Origin of the sequence: Flavobacterium gillisiae, assembly GCF_900107635.1 — a bacterium.
Classification (GTDB): Bacteria; Bacteroidota; Bacteroidia; order Flavobacteriales; family Flavobacteriaceae; genus Flavobacterium; species Flavobacterium gillisiae.
On record NZ_FNRD01000015.1, the window covers coordinates 33,340 to 49,696 of the forward strand.

Here is a 16,357-nt window from a genome sequence, read left to right on the forward strand (position 1 = left end):
TGGCTCAGTATAAAGTTTGTAACCAGTAGATCGATAATCAGCCCCGCTACCGCGCGAATCCTTTCGTGTGGAATTCGTAAGTAGATTATTAACGAAAAGCTTCTTAAAAAGTATAAATGTAACTCCCCTTTTTACACTCAAACAAAAGTATTCAATTCGCGAATCACACACTATACTATTTGTAGCTGGATATTCCGCTGCAAAGTTCGCCACGATACCGACCGCTCGGATATGATAGATATCGCTCGATTCGTTAGCGCAGAATTGCATTCTGTGCCCACAAATACTGTATCGTCTTAAAATAAATCTAATAAAATAATCGCTAAATCATTCTCTAAAGAAGGCCCGCTACCGCACAAATCCTTTCGTATGGAATTCGTACGAAGAGGTTCTTATAAAGTATGGATGTTACTCCTCTTTTTACACTCAAACAAAAGTATTCAATTCGCGAATCACACACTATACTATTTGTAGCTATCTCAATAAAGCTATAGGTTTGACAATTAATCATATTTATAGTATCTATGCAATAGTATGAAATAATAGGGCTGGCTGTCATATGGATTGTAGGACTTTACTTGAGAGGTAAATTTTATGAGCGTATGAGAAATAGGCATTTTAATGATAGTTGCAGGATTAGAAAGAAATAGAAAGATGCTGCGAGGTGTCTTTTTTTTTAGGGATTATGGAAAACCGTAAAGAACCAACATTATATTGCTATACTTTTACTTCAAAGGAATACATAAATATCACTAAAAGTGGGTATTGTGATAACAACTTTAAAAGCTTTTATTCAGGTACTAGAACAGAAGGCAGGAAATGTAATAAACCATTAAAAAAGTGGTGCTTATTGATGTTATATATAAGTTAGCTGCAACCGTAAAACTGCAAAATAGACAACTATGGATTTTCCGAAAAGAATTAAACAGCATAAATCTCAATCTGATTCGTTTGCAATATTACTATACAAACTTAAAGACCTAGGTATATTCAGAAATGCAACCGAAAATGATTATGGAATTGATTTTGAAATCGAAATTGTATTTAAAGACAGGGTAATTGGAAGGTACTTAAAAGCACAAGTTAAAAGTGCAGAAGAACTTTATATTCGTGCTGACGAAAAACCAACAGTTGGAGGAATCAAACAAACTACATTGTCTTATTGGACAGAATTATGTTTTAGAACACACGTAATAGTGTTTGCAGTTGATTTAAAAACTGAAAAAATATATTTTACAAACTCAATATTTTGGCAAGCAACCACTTTATTAGATGGCTCAGAAAAGAGTAAAACAATTGAATTTTTACCAGCTATAGATCTTTCAAAGGGAATTCCGAGTAAAACTCCTGAAGATGCGAAGACATTAGAAAAGACAGAAAACTTCTTATCAACAACTCTTATTCAAAAAATAGCATTTCAAAGTAGCATTGTTGACATTCTTTATGCTCATAAAAGCATTCTTAGAAATATACATTCTATCTATGAACTATATACTGATACTTGGCACTATGATGCATGGACAGAGGTACAAGCATTAGATATGTTTAAAACGGTGTTGGAATGTGCAAAAATATTAATTGATGAAGTTCCGAAAGAAGACTTAAATGACGAAGAATATAAAAATCTTTTCAATTTTGAATATTGGGCAAGAATTACAGATTGGTCTTATGATAATGTCTCAAACGAAGTTGCAAAAAAGCCGTTAAAAATTATTTTACCTTTACTTTTAGACAAAATTAAATATTACAGCATGCTCGTTTTGTCTGGAGCATATTATTGGATTCATAAAGACATACCATATCTAAAATTAGTTTTTAAAACTATAATTCCTGAAGGTAGAACTCATGAAAATATGATTCGTGTAAGCTATGACAATACAGAGTTTGAAAATAAAGAAGATTTTGACTTATTTATTCACGAAGCCATAGAGAAAAATAAGAAATTAAAAGATGAAACAAACGGCAGCAGCTAATCGAGTAGACGGCCCCGATCGCTCGGATATGTAAGTCACCCAACCGCTCGGATATGTTAGTTATCGCTCGGTTCGTTAGCGCAGAATTGCATTCTGTGCCCACAAAGATGATCTTGTCCTAAAATAAATCTAATAAATAATCACTAAATCATTCTCTAAAGAAGGCCCGCTACCGCACAAATCCTTTCGTGTGCAATTAGTACGAAGAGGTTCTTATAAAGTATGGATGTAACTACCCTTTTTACATTCAAACAATAATATTTAATTCGCGAATCACACACTATACTATTTGTAGCTAACTCTGTAAAATTATAGGTTTGACAATTAATCAAATTTATAGTAACTCTGGAATGGTATGAAATAATAGGGCTAGTTGTGGTTTGGATTGTAGGCTTTTACTTGAGAGGTAATTTTTATGAGCGCGTGAGAAATAGGTGTTTTAATGATAGCTGGAGAGATAGGAATAAATGAAAAGTGCTGTGAGGTGTCTTTTTTTTGTTTTATAACTAATTGATAATTTATATAAAAAATACTATATATTTGAGAATCGATAAAGCGAAACGAACCTTCGCTAATCTACCTATATTAGGGTGTATATACGAAAGTTTGTTTCGCCTATATACTAGTTATGCCTCAGTTTGGTATAGCCGAAAACGAAATGATAAAAAATGAATAATAATAGACTTAAACATAAATTATTAAAAATATTATCAAAACAATATGTCATTTCAGGTTTTGAGAACGCAGAAAATACGGAAATAGGATTAAATGATGATATTATTTTACCTTTACTCAAAGTGTCTATTGAAGAATACGAGTTATTGAAAATGTCGTTATTTGAAGAAAAAGAAGTTTTTAGACATAATCCTAAATACAAATTAGGATTGTATGCTACCGACAAAGGAGTAGCTTCTTTTGTAAACAAAAAATATAAAAAAAGGAATGAAGACATAATTCTTAATTGGTTTAAGGTTTTTGTTCAAATTGTTGTGCCTGTTTTAGCTTTAATAATTGCTGTTCTTTCATTGACTATAAAATTAGACACTCTGAAAATGCAATCCGATAAAGAATTACAAAAACTAGAAAATATAATGCAAGAGCAACAATTAAGTATAGAAAAGTTGGAAATGAAAACCAAAACTCTTCCCAATCATAAAAAAAATACTTCTGAATAAATTGTTTGATTTTTGACATAATAATTAATTTATAAATACTTCTGACTTAAACGGTGCGGAAGCGAAACCGAAAAAAAAACTTAAACATTTTAAATATGGGACGTATAGGAATACAAGAAATTTTAATAATTATTATACTATTATTTGTATATTTTTTACCATCAATTATTGGTCGTAAACAGAGAAATTTTAGTTCAATTCTACTTTTAAACCTATTTTTAGGTTGGACATTAATCGGTTGGGTTGTTGCTTTAATTTGGGCAGTATCAAAAGAAAAAAAAGAAACAGTAATCATTAATTCAAATAATAGTGTTTCTGACGAATTACAAAAACTAAAGCAATTATATGATAATGGAACATTAACTGCCGAAGAGTTTGAAGTAGAAAAGAAACATTTATTGCAAAAATAAAACCGAAGGCATAACAGTTGTTTGTGTATAGTGGGGATTTAGTGGTAAATTCACGTTCACGTTTCGCAAGAACTTTTGTAGTAACCGAAAATACTCCGCTCCCGAAATCCCCACCATCCACAAGCAACGGGACGTTGGGCTTAATACAAAAACAGGATACAAAAATGCTTGGTACAATAGTAATTGAAAAATATAAAAAAACTGAAACAAGTAGTATTTTAGCTGCTTTGGAAAGACTAATTCTAGAGAATAGTAGTGATTGGTCAACTGCTGGTATATACTGTTATTGGGATTATTACAAGAAACAAGTTCTTTATATTGGTTTAGCTGTAGACTTAATAGAGCGATTTAAACAGCATAATGGAATCGTTGAATGTTTACCTAATAGCTGTAAACTTGATAGAATTAAAGAATATTTTGAAATAAATGAATACTTAGGTTTTACTATAATATTACAATCACAGCTATCACAGCCTTTTAATAATAGACAAAAGAGAAAGTATAAAGGAATTTATAGTGACTCGGAATTAAAAAACATTCTTGGTAAAGAAGGAGCAGAAGACATTAAAAATACTGAAGGAGTATTAATTGAAGCGCATAAAACTAAACATGGAAAACGTCCTTCTTGGAATAAAATTGGAGGTTCTGCTCAAGCTCAAAGAATAGCGAAAGATAAGAATGTCAAAATGCTAGAATATTTAATTACAAATGAACAAAATAAATATACTTCTCTTGTTTCTCTGAAGGAACTGAGCAATAGTTCTTTATTTAATAAATATGAAGCTTACCTTCATTCGTTAAGAACTTCGATACTACCTGTTGAAGCAATGATTAAAGAACATGAAAAACTTGGAATAGAAACATATCGTGAAATGAGGAGCGATAATTATTTTTCAACAAAACTTGAAATATAAAAAGTACTAACCCCGATCGTTCGGATATGTTAGTTATCGCTCGGTTCGTTACCCTGATAGATTCTGTTTTCTAAAATCGGAAATACTACGGTAATTGGGTACAATTCCACACAAAAGCCATTTTAGTTCTGTGTTGCGAACGCACTCTTTTTCTAACTTTCTTGAACTTCTTAATCCATTGAGATAACCATATAAGTAGATTTTTAGAAAGACTTTAATATCAAAGCTCGGGCGATCTTCAGTTTTAATAGTTTGAATAGAAAACCTAAAGTTTGTAATGATAACGCATCGATAAAACGAACGGGGTTTTCTGGTAAAATAGTATCTTCTAAACTAGAAAAAACCATCTGATTGCGAGGAATTCCTGTGATGTGTTGCATCTTTAAATATACAACTTTTCTGTCTAATAATTAGATTATTTGCTTATATTTGATAGAATTAAACGGCGGTTTTTTCACAGACTGACGTTGAGCGACAGCTTGGTAAACCGCAAATAAAGCTTAAAATGAAAAAATTAGAAAAAGAATTAAACAATATATTCGAAGAATACAAAGGGAAATACATTTCTGAATTTGACAAATCTGAAGGTATAAATGCTAAGTTGAACAACCAAGTTAAATTTACTCCTTTGTATCATGAATTAACTGCTAAGTTAACTGAATTAGTAAATACAAAACGAGGTTATACTTCTAGTGCTGACGCTGAGATAATGGTTAAAAATTCACTTTCAAAATTTAGTCACCTTTTTCAAAACCCTTTTGGCCACTAAATATGAACTCTAAGTTAAATCCATTAGAATTTAAAAAATCTTTAACTTCAATTAACTCTTTTAAAAGAAAAGTTAGTTTTTCAAGATTTGTAATAATTTCTGATTAATTGGGAACACAGTCCTCAATTTTAATTTCTTTTTTTTCCATATTGAATATATTTAAAATTATTTCTGACTTAAAAGCGGTGCAGAAACTAAACCGAATAATTAATGAGTGAATGTCCAAAATGTCAAAGCAGAAACGTAAAACAAAATAGTTTTTTTGAACACCACAATCTTAATGAATGTTTAGATTGCAAATCTATTTTTACTTCTAAATTTGAAGACTGTTGTTTAAATCCTGATACAATTTTAGTAATCGAACATTGCTCAAATAATAGAACCAGACTTTTTAAACAATGTTCAAAATGTGGCGGTGCTTTTAGAAATATCCAGTTTGCTTTTAAAACCCACGGTAATTTATTTGAAAGTGAGTTTAGCCAAATAAACTTTGACAATTGGAAAAAGAAAAAAAGCGATGAAAATAAAATCATTAGTGAGTATTTTGATGTTTTTAGAAAAAGCAAATTTTATAGTTATTATAAATATTTAAAATCTGCCGAATGGAAAATAATTCGTGATAAAGTAATCGAAAGAGATAATGGAATTTGCTTGTATTGCAAAACAAAACCAGCTCAAGAAGTTCATCACAAACATTACAGAACTATTTATAAAGAGAAAATAGACGATTTAGAATCTGTTTGTAGCGATTGTCATCGTGCAATTCATAAAAGCGTTTTCTCCGAGGTTTTGAAGGGTCATTAACAGTGAATTTTAATTTACCATTAATGATTTCCGTTTTGACTTCTAATCCTAATTCATTAGCTCTTCTTATATTATTTTCTATGGCAATTTCATTCCAAATAAGGATTGAAGGAATTCGAAGTTTAAATAGTTCGTCAGACATTGGAATATATACGGGTTTGTTTTTATTTTTTGACATAATAATTAATTTTTATAATACTTCCGACTTAAAATCGGTGCGGAAGCGAAACCGAAAATTGAAATAAATAAAAATCCGATCGCTCAATCGAGTAGACGGCTCCGCCCATAATGGAACGGAGTGCGCCTCTCACACCACCGAGCGTACGGGTCACGTACTCGGCGGTTCGCAAAGAGATGGATTAAGTGAGATGTAAACATCAGTCAATGATTGATACCCTTTTTGTTTTAAGCGTTTCAAGGTTATGGTAGTTCCCAAGATTGGACTCTGAGCAATTGCCCAACCACCTTTGCGAGTTCGACTCCATGCATAGGCGTGGTCTTGGTCAATTCCTAATCGAATTAGGTTTTTCCTTTTCCTCTCAGGTTTCTTCCAATCGTGCCAAATACAGTATCGAAGTCGGTTTACTCATAAGTGTTTATTGTTTTTTTTGTATTCGTGATACCGCTTCGCTAAATTCTGAGCCAGCCATCTATATCCCGTAATTTTCCCGTGATACTCGTTCCCCGAAAATAGTTTAACCATCCTCGTTGAATTTCGTTTATCTTGGCAATACGGTCTTCTAGCTTGACTGGAGCGGTTTTGCGGCTCATGTTTTTGAGCTTTTCTTTGAGTTTCTTCCACGCTTTTTCTCCCACTACCAACTGATAATCGTTCTTGCTTCCTTTCTTGTAAGTTGGCACAAATCCGAATCCCAAAATAGTGAAGTGAACAGGACGTTTTATCCCGCTTTTCTCCTCGTTGATGGTCAGTTTTAGCTTCGTTTTCAAGAATTTGCAAGCGCTTGTGCTGTCGCTTTTTTCGTTAGCGCAAAATTGCATTCTGTGCCCACCTTTATCTCGTCCTAAAATAAACCCCGCTCTTGAAGTCTCCTGACTTCGTAACCTCTTGCTCTTTTAAATCGAGTATTTTAAAACGATATCAAGCGTTTGCAATGTGGCTTATTTAATTCAATTTTTGTATTATTACAGATTGAGTATTGCAATGAAAGGCAACTTTACTTTTCATTAGGCTGTTCTTTGCTTATTAGGCGTTGTCGTCCAATATTTTACTCAAATTTCAACTATGCAATTCGGGAATTTCAATATTCAATTCGGGAATTGAATACAGGACTATTTGTACCCTTGATGTCAGACCAATAGATTTGTCAAAACATCTAATACTCAAATCAGTACAATTGACCAACCTAAATAACCTAAAATGAAATTGTTTTCTCAATCCCTCTTATCCGAATTAGAACATCAATTAGACAAAATACATCTGGAAATGCAAGAGCCCGTCCAGTACGCGGAGAAGTCCATAAAGATTTCGATATCCATTTTAGAAAAACTAAAAACATATTGCCTAAATTACAAATTCCACGATAAAAATGAGGAGATTGATTTTTTCCGCAATATCAAACCTATGTTTGCTGCGAAGCTCATTTATTACAATGAAATCTATACTATTGAAACCAATAAACCCTACGGTTCAAAAAAAACACTTCGTAAATACTACAACACTGAAATATTAAAATTAAAAACATTCTTCGAAGAAAATCAGGAATTTTACCGCTACCACCGTACAAATAATCGATGCCTTGACAAAAGGTATTTTGTAAGAGGTAAATATGACATTAAACTCACACTGGATAGTTTTTACTTTCAAGCAGATCAGAGTTTCTCAACTTCACATGATTATAAATTGGCAAAAATTCTGGCCAATGATTTAATTAAATCCTACATAGAATCAGAAATTATAAAATTAGAGCATAACAGCGACCAGCTACAGCCAACTATTCTATCTTCCAAAAAGCAGAAATGGACAGGCTCAAAAGTTGAATTAATTGAAATAATCTACGCATTACATACAGAAGGTGTTTTTAATAATGGAAAATCCAGTCTAAAAGAAGTAGTAAGTTATTTTGAATCCGCTTTTGATATAGACTTGGGGCAATTCCACCGTGTTTTCCTCGAAATCCGCAACAGAAAAACGGAAAAAACCAAATTCATAAATACCCTCAAAAACAAACTCATCAACCGCATGGACGAAGCAGATGAAAATTAAAATCAAAAACGCTTCCAAGTTTTTAACCGCCCTTAAAATAAAAACCTCAAAAAACAATAATAAACCATGAATATTTTTTTGTTACCGTCACCCTGAGCGAAGTCGAAGGGTTGATCAAGAAGGAAGTGAAAAATTGAATCGAAAACCATTCTAGATTGGAAATAACAACTTCAAATAAACCACAAAAAATGATTACACTGTAAATGAGATTCCTTCGTCCCTCGGAATGACTACAAACACTATTTATGATGTAGTATCAAACCGCGCCCTACTATTTTTATATCAAAAATCACGATAAGAATTTTAGCGTTGGCCGGCGGGAGTGATCCCGGAGACGAGGAGGAACGACGAGCGGCTGGGGTCACGATAGAAAAATTTGTTCGATGATTTTGAGATAAAAATCGTGAGGCAGTGATTTTTTTGTTACTTTTTTGATCAAGCAAAAAAGTAAAATTATAATTTTTGAAAACCATTGGTTCTTACTTTTAATAAAACGTTATTGAAATTATTTTCGGCTTACATAATCAGTATCATTAACCATTTTCTTAAACACGCCCTTAAATTAAAAGAGTCAAATGCAAAAAAAGGCTGCCCTATCTGGACAGCCCTGTTAACCTACTTATCTAAAAATACAATTTCTGCTACAAATCAACAGCTAATACTTTTTTGATGAACTTACTTCTCTAAAAAGTATAGTCCAATCAGGATCTTTATTCTTTGGAGGCCTTATTGACTCTTCATAAGTTTCATACCGAACAACGGATGAATTCGTTAGGATAACTTCTTTATCATTTTCCGAAAACGTCTCACTAGTTAAAATACTCGCTTCATAATGGATTATAAAATTATAAAGAACTTCATATCGTTCTTCTGTTTTTGAAAGAAACAGCAAGGAATTAATAAACCGACTAAAACTTAATTTCGCTTCTACTGACACATCCCAATTAGCAATTATTTCAGACAAACTATCCGAAAGAATAACCAATACTTTGCTTGACGCTACCGAATTGGAATCACTACTCTTTACTTTGCTAGTTACACTTCCTTTACCTGAGATTTTCAAAATAGGGTAAGATCCTTGCTTATAAAGTGCTTGTCCTTCATCATCAAAGGGATTACCGCTGTTGGCTGGGATTTCAACTCTACTTTTAGAATTTTTAATAGCATTCAGCTTCGCCTTTTCAAAACTATTGGGTACATTGTCAATAGTTGGTTCAGAATCAGTACTACAAGACTGCAGAATAAGCGAAATGGAATAGCACATTAAAATGGCTAAGAATAAAAATACTTTTTTCATTTTTGTAAATGTTTTAAATGTTACTGATTACTTTTTTCATCAGTTCTTTTCACCCGGGGTAATGGGAACAGTGGTGATTATGCTCATAACAAAACCATTTGAATTCAGGACAAAACTAAATGTGTAATCCGTAACACACAACCCTACTGCTGTTCAATTCGGGAATTTAATAGGTGTAATTCCCGAATTGAACAGCAGTAGATTCATAAACAACTCATACATAATCAATAACTTAACATTCAAAAAATACATTTAAGGTTACTTAGGGTTAATATTCTTTATATTGAAGTTTTTTAGCTACATTTATTCCTGATAAATAAAGGTCGAACTCCTTTATTTCGTTTTTAAAACGCTGTAATCCCCATTTTAGAACATGAAAAAAAACTACTTAATCCTACTGTTATTTTGTTTTTTTACTAGCTTAAGCGCTCAAAAAAAGTTTATAATTCCAGATAGTCTCTCTAACAAAAGTTGCGACTATTTCAATGAAAAAATAAATTATAAGGAAAGTGATAGTTTAAAAGAAAAATTATATGCACAATCTTGGTTAGCTAAAGCCAAATCCGAAAAAAACGATAAGCAAATGGCGCTCGCCTATAAATCCTTAATATATAAATTCGATAAAAAACTCCGACAAAAATATGCTGACAGTTCGGTTACTGCTGCTAAAAGAACAAACAGTGATGAATTGATTGGGTCCGCTTACATGACAAAAGGAATAGTATATTATGATGATAAACAGATGATGAAAGCATTGGATAATTACCTCATCGCCGAGGATTTTATTTCCAAGACAAATGACGAATATCTTATTTACAAATTAAAATACTGCAAAGCACTAACTAAATATTATCTTGGATTTTATCACGAAGCAATAGCTTTATTCATAGAGTGCGTTACTTATTTTAAAGAGCAAAATGATCACGCCTATGTCAATTCATTATATTCATTGGGTCAATGCTATAGCAGAGTTAATAAATATCAATTAAGCAGTCAAATAAATCAAATAGGAATAAAAGCGGTAATTCAGTTTGAAATTTTTAGAATGAAATCATACTTTCTATTTTCTGAAGGTATAAACCAATCTTTTAAACACAACTATGTCGATGCTATAAAAAAATTATCGATGGCATTACCGGATATTAAGAGTAATAAAGATTTTGCCAATGAAACTCTTGCTTATTTTTATATTGGTAAAAATTATTGGTCTCAAAATCAAAAAGAAAAAGCGGTATTCTATTTCAAAAAAGTAGATGTAATTTTCCAACAACAAAACCATATAACACCGGAATTAAGGGAGGCTTATGAACTACTAATTGATTATTCTCTAACTAAAAATGATAAAAAAGCACATTTACTTTACGTAGGACAACTCTTAAAAATAGATCAATTATTAGAACACAATTACAAATATCTTTCAGGAAAAATAACGAAAGTATACGATACTGAAAAACTACTTCAAACGCAACGTAATTTAGAACACTCCAATAATTCCATAACTGTTATTGCCATTAGTACCACAACAGTCTTGATGTCAATAATTTCATTCCTTGTTTACAGGAACTATAAAAATAAAAAGTTATTCAAAGAGCTGATGAACCGTCAACCGGAAAAATCCAAATTATTTGTAGCAAACGAAAGTAAGGAACTCGATATCAATCCTGAAGTAGTTGCTGCAATTCTAAAAAAATTGGAAAAATTCGAATATAGTAAAAAATATCTCGAAAAAGAGATGAATTTATTGAAACTGGCTTCTTTATTGAATACAAACACCAAATATGCTTACAAAATAATTGCAAAATACCGTAACAAAGGAACCATTGAATATATCACTGATCTTAAGATTGATCATATCATAGAACTGCTTAAAAGTGACAATAAATACCGTAACTACAAAAACAAATCTCTAGCAGACGAAACTGGCTTTGGTTCTACTCAAAACTTCACAAAAGCATTTAAAACCCGTACAGGCATATCCCCTAGCTATTTCTGTACAGAATTAAACAAATCAGTAGCAGTAAACACTTAAAAATACTTTTTTATTGTGATTTTTATATATAAAAAAAACCTAGAAAAAATCAGCTCTACTCACTCCTAAAACCCATTGGGTATAATTACTCAAAACGTCAGTTCAGTCTATCCCGTACTTGCTTCGGGAAGTGTTTTTTGTGGAGTAAAACGTAGCAAAAAATGTATCGAGAACCGTTTTTAATTCAAAATTATCTTAATTCCGAAACAATTTTCCAACGAAAATCACTCAAACTGACGACAATTAGGACTAAAAACTAATTACAACCAACGGGCTTATTTATTTTTAAAACTACATATCATGGTAAAGATTTTACCGTTCACTTTAGGAAGTGTCCAAGACGACTACTGCGGGCTTGACATTGAAAATTAAGCGAGCCCAATAAAAGTCAAGTGAGCTAAAAGAAAAGAATCTCTTCAAGAAAACTACCCACTACTAACTATTCACTACTCGTAAAAACGCCCTTAAATTAAAAACGTCAAAAAACAATGAAAAAACGGAGTGGCAGCAGTCCGCGAGTTGAGCCTGAAAGGCGAACGGCTCGGACTGCGGAACAGAGCTTTGAGGTAGTTTTTGAGTTTTTAATTTTCAGGCTTGATTTTTTTGTTTCTTTTTTGATCAAGCAAAAAAGAAAAGAATAACTTCATGAAAACCACTCGCCATCCAGTACCCTTAAGCCCGCACTTAAATTAATAACGTCAAAAACAACATTTGAAATTAAAAGGAGGATCGCCAGTGGCTGCCAGGTAAACTACAAAAGACAGTTTCGTAAGATTTGAATTTTCAGGCTTGATTTTTTATTTCTTTTGCATCAAGTCAAAAGAAAAGAACATCTTTATGAAAATTATCCTCATTAAATATCCACTATTCTCAAACTCGCCCTTAAATTAGAAACGTCCGAAAACAATGAAAAAACGGAGTGGCAGCAGTCCGCGAGTTGAGCCTGAAAGGCGAACGGCTCGGGCTGCGGAACAAAGTTTTGAGGTAGTTTTTGAGTTTTTAATTTTCAGGCTTGATTTTTTTGTTTCTTTTTTGATCAAGCAAAAAAGAAAAGAATATTTTCATAAAAACTACTCTCACTAAATGTCTACTATTCGCAAACCCGCCCTTAAATTAAAAAGCATAAAACAATGAAAAAACGGAGTGGCAGCAGTCCGCGAGTTGAGCCTGAAAGGCGAACGGCTCGGGCTGCGGAACAAAGTTTTGAGGTAGTTTTTGAGTTTTTAATTTTCAGGCAGTGAAATCGAAGATTCATGAATACAAAAAAAAAATATTAACCCATGAATAATTTTTTGTTTCTTTTTTGATCAAGCAAAAAAGAAAAGAATAACTTCATGAAAACCACTCGCCATCCAGTACCTTAAACCCGCACTTAAATTAATAACGTCAAAGACAACATTTGAAATTAAAAGGAGGATCGCCAGTGGCTGTCAGGTAAATTACAAAAGACAGTTTCGTAAGATTTGAATTTTCAGGCTTTATTTTTTGTTTCTTTTGCATCAAAGCAAAAGAAAAAATTAAATAAAACCCAAATTGTTATTTTATTAAAAGAAGTCAATAAACACCGCCAATTAAAAACAAAAACTCATTTTTTTCTTTCACAACTTGTGAACCACTTGTGATATAAAAACTTCCAAAACCGACACTTTTGCATCATAACAATTTAAAACACAAGTTATGGCAATCGAAATCCTTACCAAAGAAGACCTAAATCAATTTCACAAATCTCTTTTAGAAGATATTAAAGAAATACTTAAAGGCAAAAATGAGCAATCCAAAAAATGGTTAAAATCAACAGAAGTCAGAAAGCTTCTTAACATCTCCCCTGGTACGCTCCAAAACCTTCGAATAAACGGAACACTTACCTATACAAAAGTGGGTGGTATAATATATTATTCTGATTTAGATATAGAAAAATTATTCGAGATCAACAAAGTACAAGCTACACCCAATCTATTTAAACAGCAATAATAATATCATCTGACATTGTTTTTAACCCCATCAAAGAAGGGATCTAATCATCATTATTATTGTCATCCCATAAAAAGGATGTGCTCCTAGGAAAGGATCTCATAACCATTAACCACAACCTTCTAAAAGCCCCGCTCCTTTGGAGAGGGGTTTAGGGAGAGGATAAACCACTAACTTCGAATGAACTACATAAAACACTTAACCGGGTTTTTTGATAAAGTATCAAAAGACAAAATTCTCAATCCAACACACGTTAGTTTGTACATTGCATTATTCCAATTCTGGAATTGCAATCGATTCAAAAACCCCATCAGTATTTCTCGTGATGAGGTGATGCGAATCAGCAAAATTAGTTCCAAAGCAACCTATCACAAATGCTTAAAAAACTTGCATTCTTTGGGCTACATCAATTACGAGCCATCTTATAATCCATTCAAAGGAAGTCAAGTATACCTATTTAATTTAGCTGACGAACTAAAACCAATGCCCAAAAGTGAAAGAAACACAAGTTCAAATACTGAACCAGTTTTTAAACTAGTTGATGAACAACTAGTGAACAAGTCCTGTACTAGTAGTGATACAGGCACTGAACAAGCGCTAGTACCTTATATAAACAATACAAATAATACAAACAATCAAAACATTATAAAGATTGTAAACGGAAATGAGCAAGCACAAAATTTTAAAGATGACGATTCATTTTTTAAAAAAGTAGATACTGAAATGCCTTTGGCATTCGCTGACACCAATAAAAATCAAACTGAAGGCGGTCAGCAAAAGAAAGAAAAAAAGTTGCGCGAAAAAAAGAAATCCTTTTCGGATTCAACGACAAAGAAAATAAGCAAAAAAGAAATAGTCGGTAAAGAACCTCCACCTTTCGAAGAAATCAAAACATATTTCCTCGAGCAAATCTTCCCAGAAATCGAAGCACAAAAATTCTTCAATTACTTCTCCAGCAATGGATGGCTAGTAGGCGGCAAAACCCCAATGGTCGAGTGGAAAGCCGCAGCACAAAACTGGATGATAAACGCAAACAAATTTAACTCAAATGAACAAAATCAACCCAACAGAGCAAAACACCTCAATACAACTGTCGACAAAGACTATTCCGAGCCTTTGTAAGCCATTCGTCAGTTTGAGTGATTTTATAAAATTACAACAAGCTATTTTATAAAAATGTATCGAGAATCGATTTAACCCATACTCCCGATCTGAGCATTAGAAAGGATCAGTTCTATGACAACTCAAAAGTAATTTTAAAAACTAAGCAGCTCAAAGTCCCTCTCCTTCGGATAGGGATTTAGGGTGAGTAAAAAATTAAACTATGCAAGAAATCAAGTCCCAATACAACTACGAACAAGTAATACTTTGGCTCGAAAAAAAAGGCGGGGAATTATACGGAAATCATTTCAAAATCTTGGAAAGCGATCTTCCCATAATCTACAAACTCATAGCTTATTTTCTCAAAGATCAACAAACTTGTTTTCAATTTAACATCAACCTGAATAAAGGAATAATGTTGAGCGGCCCAGTGGGCTGTGGTAAAACATCGCTAATGAATGTGATGAAATACCTCACCCCTACGGAACATAAATTTTACATAAAGCCCTGTCGGGATATCAGTTTTGAATTCATTCAAGAGGGTTACGAAATTATCCACAAATACAGCAAAGGAAAGCTCTACGTATCGGAGCCCAAAACAATCTGCTTCGATGATTTAGGTACAGAAAATAATCTTAAATACTTTGGCAACGAATGCAATGTAATGGCAGAAATACTATTATCTCGCTATGATTTATTCACTTCTAAAAAACTACAAACCCACATCACCACTAACCTATCAGCGTCCGAAATAGAAACTCATTACGGCAATCGAGTCCGCAGTCGATTACGCCAAATGATAAACTTAATTGCCTATGACAAGACCACCAAAGACAAACGATAATATCATCCATTGTCATCCTTACGCAGGAAGGATCTCTGCAACAAACGAACTTTAAACCCTAAACGAATAACCAAATAACCTTTTCACACAATGAAAAAAATCAATACCTTCTGGAACTGGTTCCAAGACAACAATCAAACCATCAAAAAACTTATAAATGAAACACCTGAAAATCAAAAGCATATCCTATTTTGGTTAGGCAAAAACCTCAGCTACTACTGCAGGGAAATCGACTTTATAATTGTCTTTCCAAAAAAAGAAAATAGCAAAACAGAATTCATTGTCACAGCCAATGGAAATTCCAACTATTTCCAACAAGTCACTCTTTTAATCGACAATGCCCCAAGACTGAGAACCTGGAACTTCACTGCATTCCTGATGCCAACTGAGCAAATCAATAAAGTTATTGAAGAACTGGAAAAACCATACATAATTCGCGAAAACACTTTAAAAGCAAAAAATCTGAATTTTATAGCATTAGATCATGACCACGAAACGCATAAGTTTGAAGTCCGGATTTGTCTCAAAAACTACAATTTATTTTGTAGTACAAAAACACTTTCCCAAGTCATTTGCATAATTTTACAAAACCAAATGACACAAGAATCATTATCCCAAAATAGTAGTTTTGTCCAACTCGCACAGCTGCAGGACAACAAGGAGGAATTGATTTATTTATACGATTTTCAAATATTTCTGGAAATACTGAATTTAAAGTGATTAAACTTTTTTTCGAAATGTGAAAAACCGTAAAATCAACTAAAAAATAAAGTTTATTTTCATCAATAAAAATTATTTAAAATTTGTTCAATATATTGCACTATGTTACACTGTTTTTATTATATT

The 16,357-nt window shown here is 32.5% G+C and carries 16 protein-coding genes; 12 read left to right on the top strand and 4 right to left on the bottom strand.

What is annotated here, in order from left to right; all coding sequences use genetic code 11:
* The first annotated feature begins 902 nt into the window (after window positions 1-902).
* The 4 genes from BLV35_RS17200 (at window position 903) to BLV35_RS17215 (ending at window position 4,472) form a co-directional block, all read left to right on the top strand.
* On the top strand, window positions 903-1,973 hold the full coding sequence (locus tag BLV35_RS17200) for a DUF4365 domain-containing protein (RefSeq protein ID WP_091093142.1): 1,071 nt from the start codon (window positions 903-905) through the stop codon (window positions 1,971-1,973).
* Between the two features lie 668 nt (window positions 1,974-2,641).
* Window positions 2,642-3,148, top strand: a complete 507-nt coding sequence (locus BLV35_RS17205; RefSeq protein WP_091093144.1) for a hypothetical protein — start codon at window positions 2,642-2,644, stop codon at window positions 3,146-3,148.
* 95 nt (window positions 3,149-3,243) lie between these two features.
* Window positions 3,244-3,558: a superinfection immunity protein gene (locus tag BLV35_RS17210; protein WP_091093146.1), complete on the top strand. Its 315-nt coding sequence runs from the start codon at window positions 3,244-3,246 to the stop codon at window positions 3,556-3,558.
* A gap of 164 nt (window positions 3,559-3,722) precedes the next feature.
* On the top strand, window positions 3,723-4,472 hold the full coding sequence (locus tag BLV35_RS17215) for a hypothetical protein (protein WP_143031881.1): 750 nt from the start codon (window positions 3,723-3,725) through the stop codon (window positions 4,470-4,472).
* A gap of 48 nt (window positions 4,473-4,520) precedes the next feature.
* Here the strand turns inward: BLV35_RS17215 and BLV35_RS19585 are convergent, their stop codons facing one another.
* A complete protein-coding gene (locus BLV35_RS19585; RefSeq protein ID WP_317040187.1) occupies window positions 4,521-4,754 on the bottom strand; it encodes a transposase in 234 nt (77 codons plus the stop codon).
* Complete coding sequence (locus BLV35_RS19590; protein ID WP_245712097.1) at window positions 4,676-4,852, bottom strand: hypothetical protein; 177 nt, start codon at window positions 4,850-4,852, stop codon at window positions 4,676-4,678. The genes BLV35_RS19585 and BLV35_RS19590 overlap by 79 nt, the downstream gene beginning before the upstream one ends.
* Before the next feature lie 125 nt (window positions 4,853-4,977).
* On the opposite strand from BLV35_RS19590, the gene BLV35_RS17225 reads away from it, so the two are divergent.
* Both BLV35_RS17225 and BLV35_RS17230 read left to right on the top strand, forming a co-directional pair.
* Window positions 4,978-5,241: a hypothetical protein gene (locus tag BLV35_RS17225; RefSeq protein WP_091093152.1), complete on the top strand. Its 264-nt coding sequence runs from the start codon at window positions 4,978-4,980 to the stop codon at window positions 5,239-5,241.
* A 210-nt stretch (window positions 5,242-5,451) separates the two neighbouring features.
* Window positions 5,452-6,045 (top strand): HNH endonuclease, encoded by a 594-nt coding sequence (locus tag BLV35_RS17230; protein ID WP_091093154.1) that lies wholly within the window; start codon window positions 5,452-5,454, stop codon window positions 6,043-6,045.
* 630 nt (window positions 6,046-6,675) lie between these two features.
* On the opposite strand, the gene BLV35_RS19760 is transcribed toward BLV35_RS17230, so the two are convergent.
* The gene (locus BLV35_RS19760; RefSeq protein ID WP_394331049.1) at window positions 6,676-6,993 is read right to left on the bottom strand and encodes a group II intron maturase-specific domain-containing protein; all 318 of its coding nucleotides are present in this window, start codon (window positions 6,991-6,993) and stop codon (window positions 6,676-6,678) included.
* A gap of 430 nt (window positions 6,994-7,423) precedes the next feature.
* Here BLV35_RS19760 and BLV35_RS17245 point away from each other — a divergent pair, with 430 nt between their 5' ends.
* Window positions 7,424-8,269 carry an RteC domain-containing protein gene (locus BLV35_RS17245; RefSeq protein ID WP_091093157.1) on the top strand — a complete coding sequence of 282 codons (846 nt, stop codon included), beginning with the start codon at window positions 7,424-7,426 and terminating at the stop codon, window positions 8,267-8,269.
* Between the two features lie 655 nt (window positions 8,270-8,924).
* On the opposite strand, the gene BLV35_RS17260 is transcribed toward BLV35_RS17245, so the two are convergent.
* On the bottom strand, window positions 8,925-9,566 hold the full coding sequence (locus tag BLV35_RS17260; protein ID WP_091093164.1) for a hypothetical protein: 642 nt from the start codon (window positions 9,564-9,566) through the stop codon (window positions 8,925-8,927).
* A 373-nt stretch (window positions 9,567-9,939) separates the two neighbouring features.
* Between BLV35_RS17260 and BLV35_RS17265 the strand changes: the two genes are divergently transcribed.
* The 5 genes from BLV35_RS17265 to BLV35_RS17285 all read left to right on the top strand — a co-directional run bounded on the left by BLV35_RS17265 (window position 9,940) and on the right by BLV35_RS17285 (window position 16,231).
* A complete protein-coding gene (locus BLV35_RS17265; RefSeq protein ID WP_091093167.1) occupies window positions 9,940-11,595 on the top strand; it encodes an AraC family transcriptional regulator in 1,656 nt (551 codons plus the stop codon).
* A 1,677-nt stretch (window positions 11,596-13,272) separates the two neighbouring features.
* A complete protein-coding gene (locus tag BLV35_RS17270) occupies window positions 13,273-13,566 on the top strand; it encodes a helix-turn-helix domain-containing protein (protein ID WP_091093170.1) in 294 nt (97 codons plus the stop codon).
* Between the two features lie 180 nt (window positions 13,567-13,746).
* Window positions 13,747-14,688, top strand: a complete 942-nt coding sequence (locus BLV35_RS17275) for a transcriptional regulator (protein WP_091093172.1) — start codon at window positions 13,747-13,749, stop codon at window positions 14,686-14,688.
* A gap of 202 nt (window positions 14,689-14,890) precedes the next feature.
* Window positions 14,891-15,511, top strand: coding sequence for an AAA family ATPase (locus tag BLV35_RS17280; protein WP_091093175.1), 621 nt, complete (start codon window positions 14,891-14,893; stop codon window positions 15,509-15,511).
* Between the two features lie 90 nt (window positions 15,512-15,601).
* Window positions 15,602-16,231 (top strand): hypothetical protein, encoded by a 630-nt coding sequence (locus BLV35_RS17285; RefSeq protein WP_091093178.1) that lies wholly within the window; start codon window positions 15,602-15,604, stop codon window positions 16,229-16,231.
* The last annotated feature ends 126 nt before the right edge of the window (window positions 16,232-16,357 follow it).

What these genes read in the sequence shown, in the direction of transcription:
- BLV35_RS17200 (WP_091093142.1), top strand. Translation starts at nt 903, where the DNA reads ATGGATTTTCCGAAAAGAATTAAACAGCATAAATCTCAATCTGATTCG.
- BLV35_RS17205 (WP_091093144.1), top strand. Translation starts at nt 2,642, where the DNA reads ATGAATAATAATAGACTTAAACATAAATTATTAAAAATATTATCAAAA.
- BLV35_RS17210 (WP_091093146.1), top strand. Translation starts at nt 3,244, where the DNA reads ATGGGACGTATAGGAATACAAGAAATTTTAATAATTATTATACTATTA.
- BLV35_RS17215 (WP_143031881.1), top strand. Translation starts at nt 3,723, where the DNA reads ATGCTTGGTACAATAGTAATTGAAAAATATAAAAAAACTGAAACAAGT.
- BLV35_RS19590 (WP_245712097.1), bottom strand. Translation starts at nt 4,852, where the DNA reads ATGCAACACATCACAGGAATTCCTCGCAATCAGATGGTTTTTTCTAGT.
- BLV35_RS17225 (WP_091093152.1), top strand. Translation starts at nt 4,978, where the DNA reads ATGAAAAAATTAGAAAAAGAATTAAACAATATATTCGAAGAATACAAA.
- BLV35_RS17230 (WP_091093154.1), top strand. Translation starts at nt 5,452, where the DNA reads ATGAGTGAATGTCCAAAATGTCAAAGCAGAAACGTAAAACAAAATAGT.
- BLV35_RS17245 (WP_091093157.1), top strand. Translation starts at nt 7,424, where the DNA reads ATGAAATTGTTTTCTCAATCCCTCTTATCCGAATTAGAACATCAATTA.
- BLV35_RS17260 (WP_091093164.1), bottom strand. Translation starts at nt 9,566, where the DNA reads ATGAAAAAAGTATTTTTATTCTTAGCCATTTTAATGTGCTATTCCATT.
- BLV35_RS17265 (WP_091093167.1), top strand. Translation starts at nt 9,940, where the DNA reads ATGAAAAAAAACTACTTAATCCTACTGTTATTTTGTTTTTTTACTAGC.
- BLV35_RS17270 (WP_091093170.1), top strand. Translation starts at nt 13,273, where the DNA reads ATGGCAATCGAAATCCTTACCAAAGAAGACCTAAATCAATTTCACAAA.
- BLV35_RS17275 (WP_091093172.1), top strand. Translation starts at nt 13,747, where the DNA reads ATGAACTACATAAAACACTTAACCGGGTTTTTTGATAAAGTATCAAAA.
- BLV35_RS17280 (WP_091093175.1), top strand. Translation starts at nt 14,891, where the DNA reads ATGCAAGAAATCAAGTCCCAATACAACTACGAACAAGTAATACTTTGG.
- BLV35_RS17285 (WP_091093178.1), top strand. Translation starts at nt 15,602, where the DNA reads ATGAAAAAAATCAATACCTTCTGGAACTGGTTCCAAGACAACAATCAA.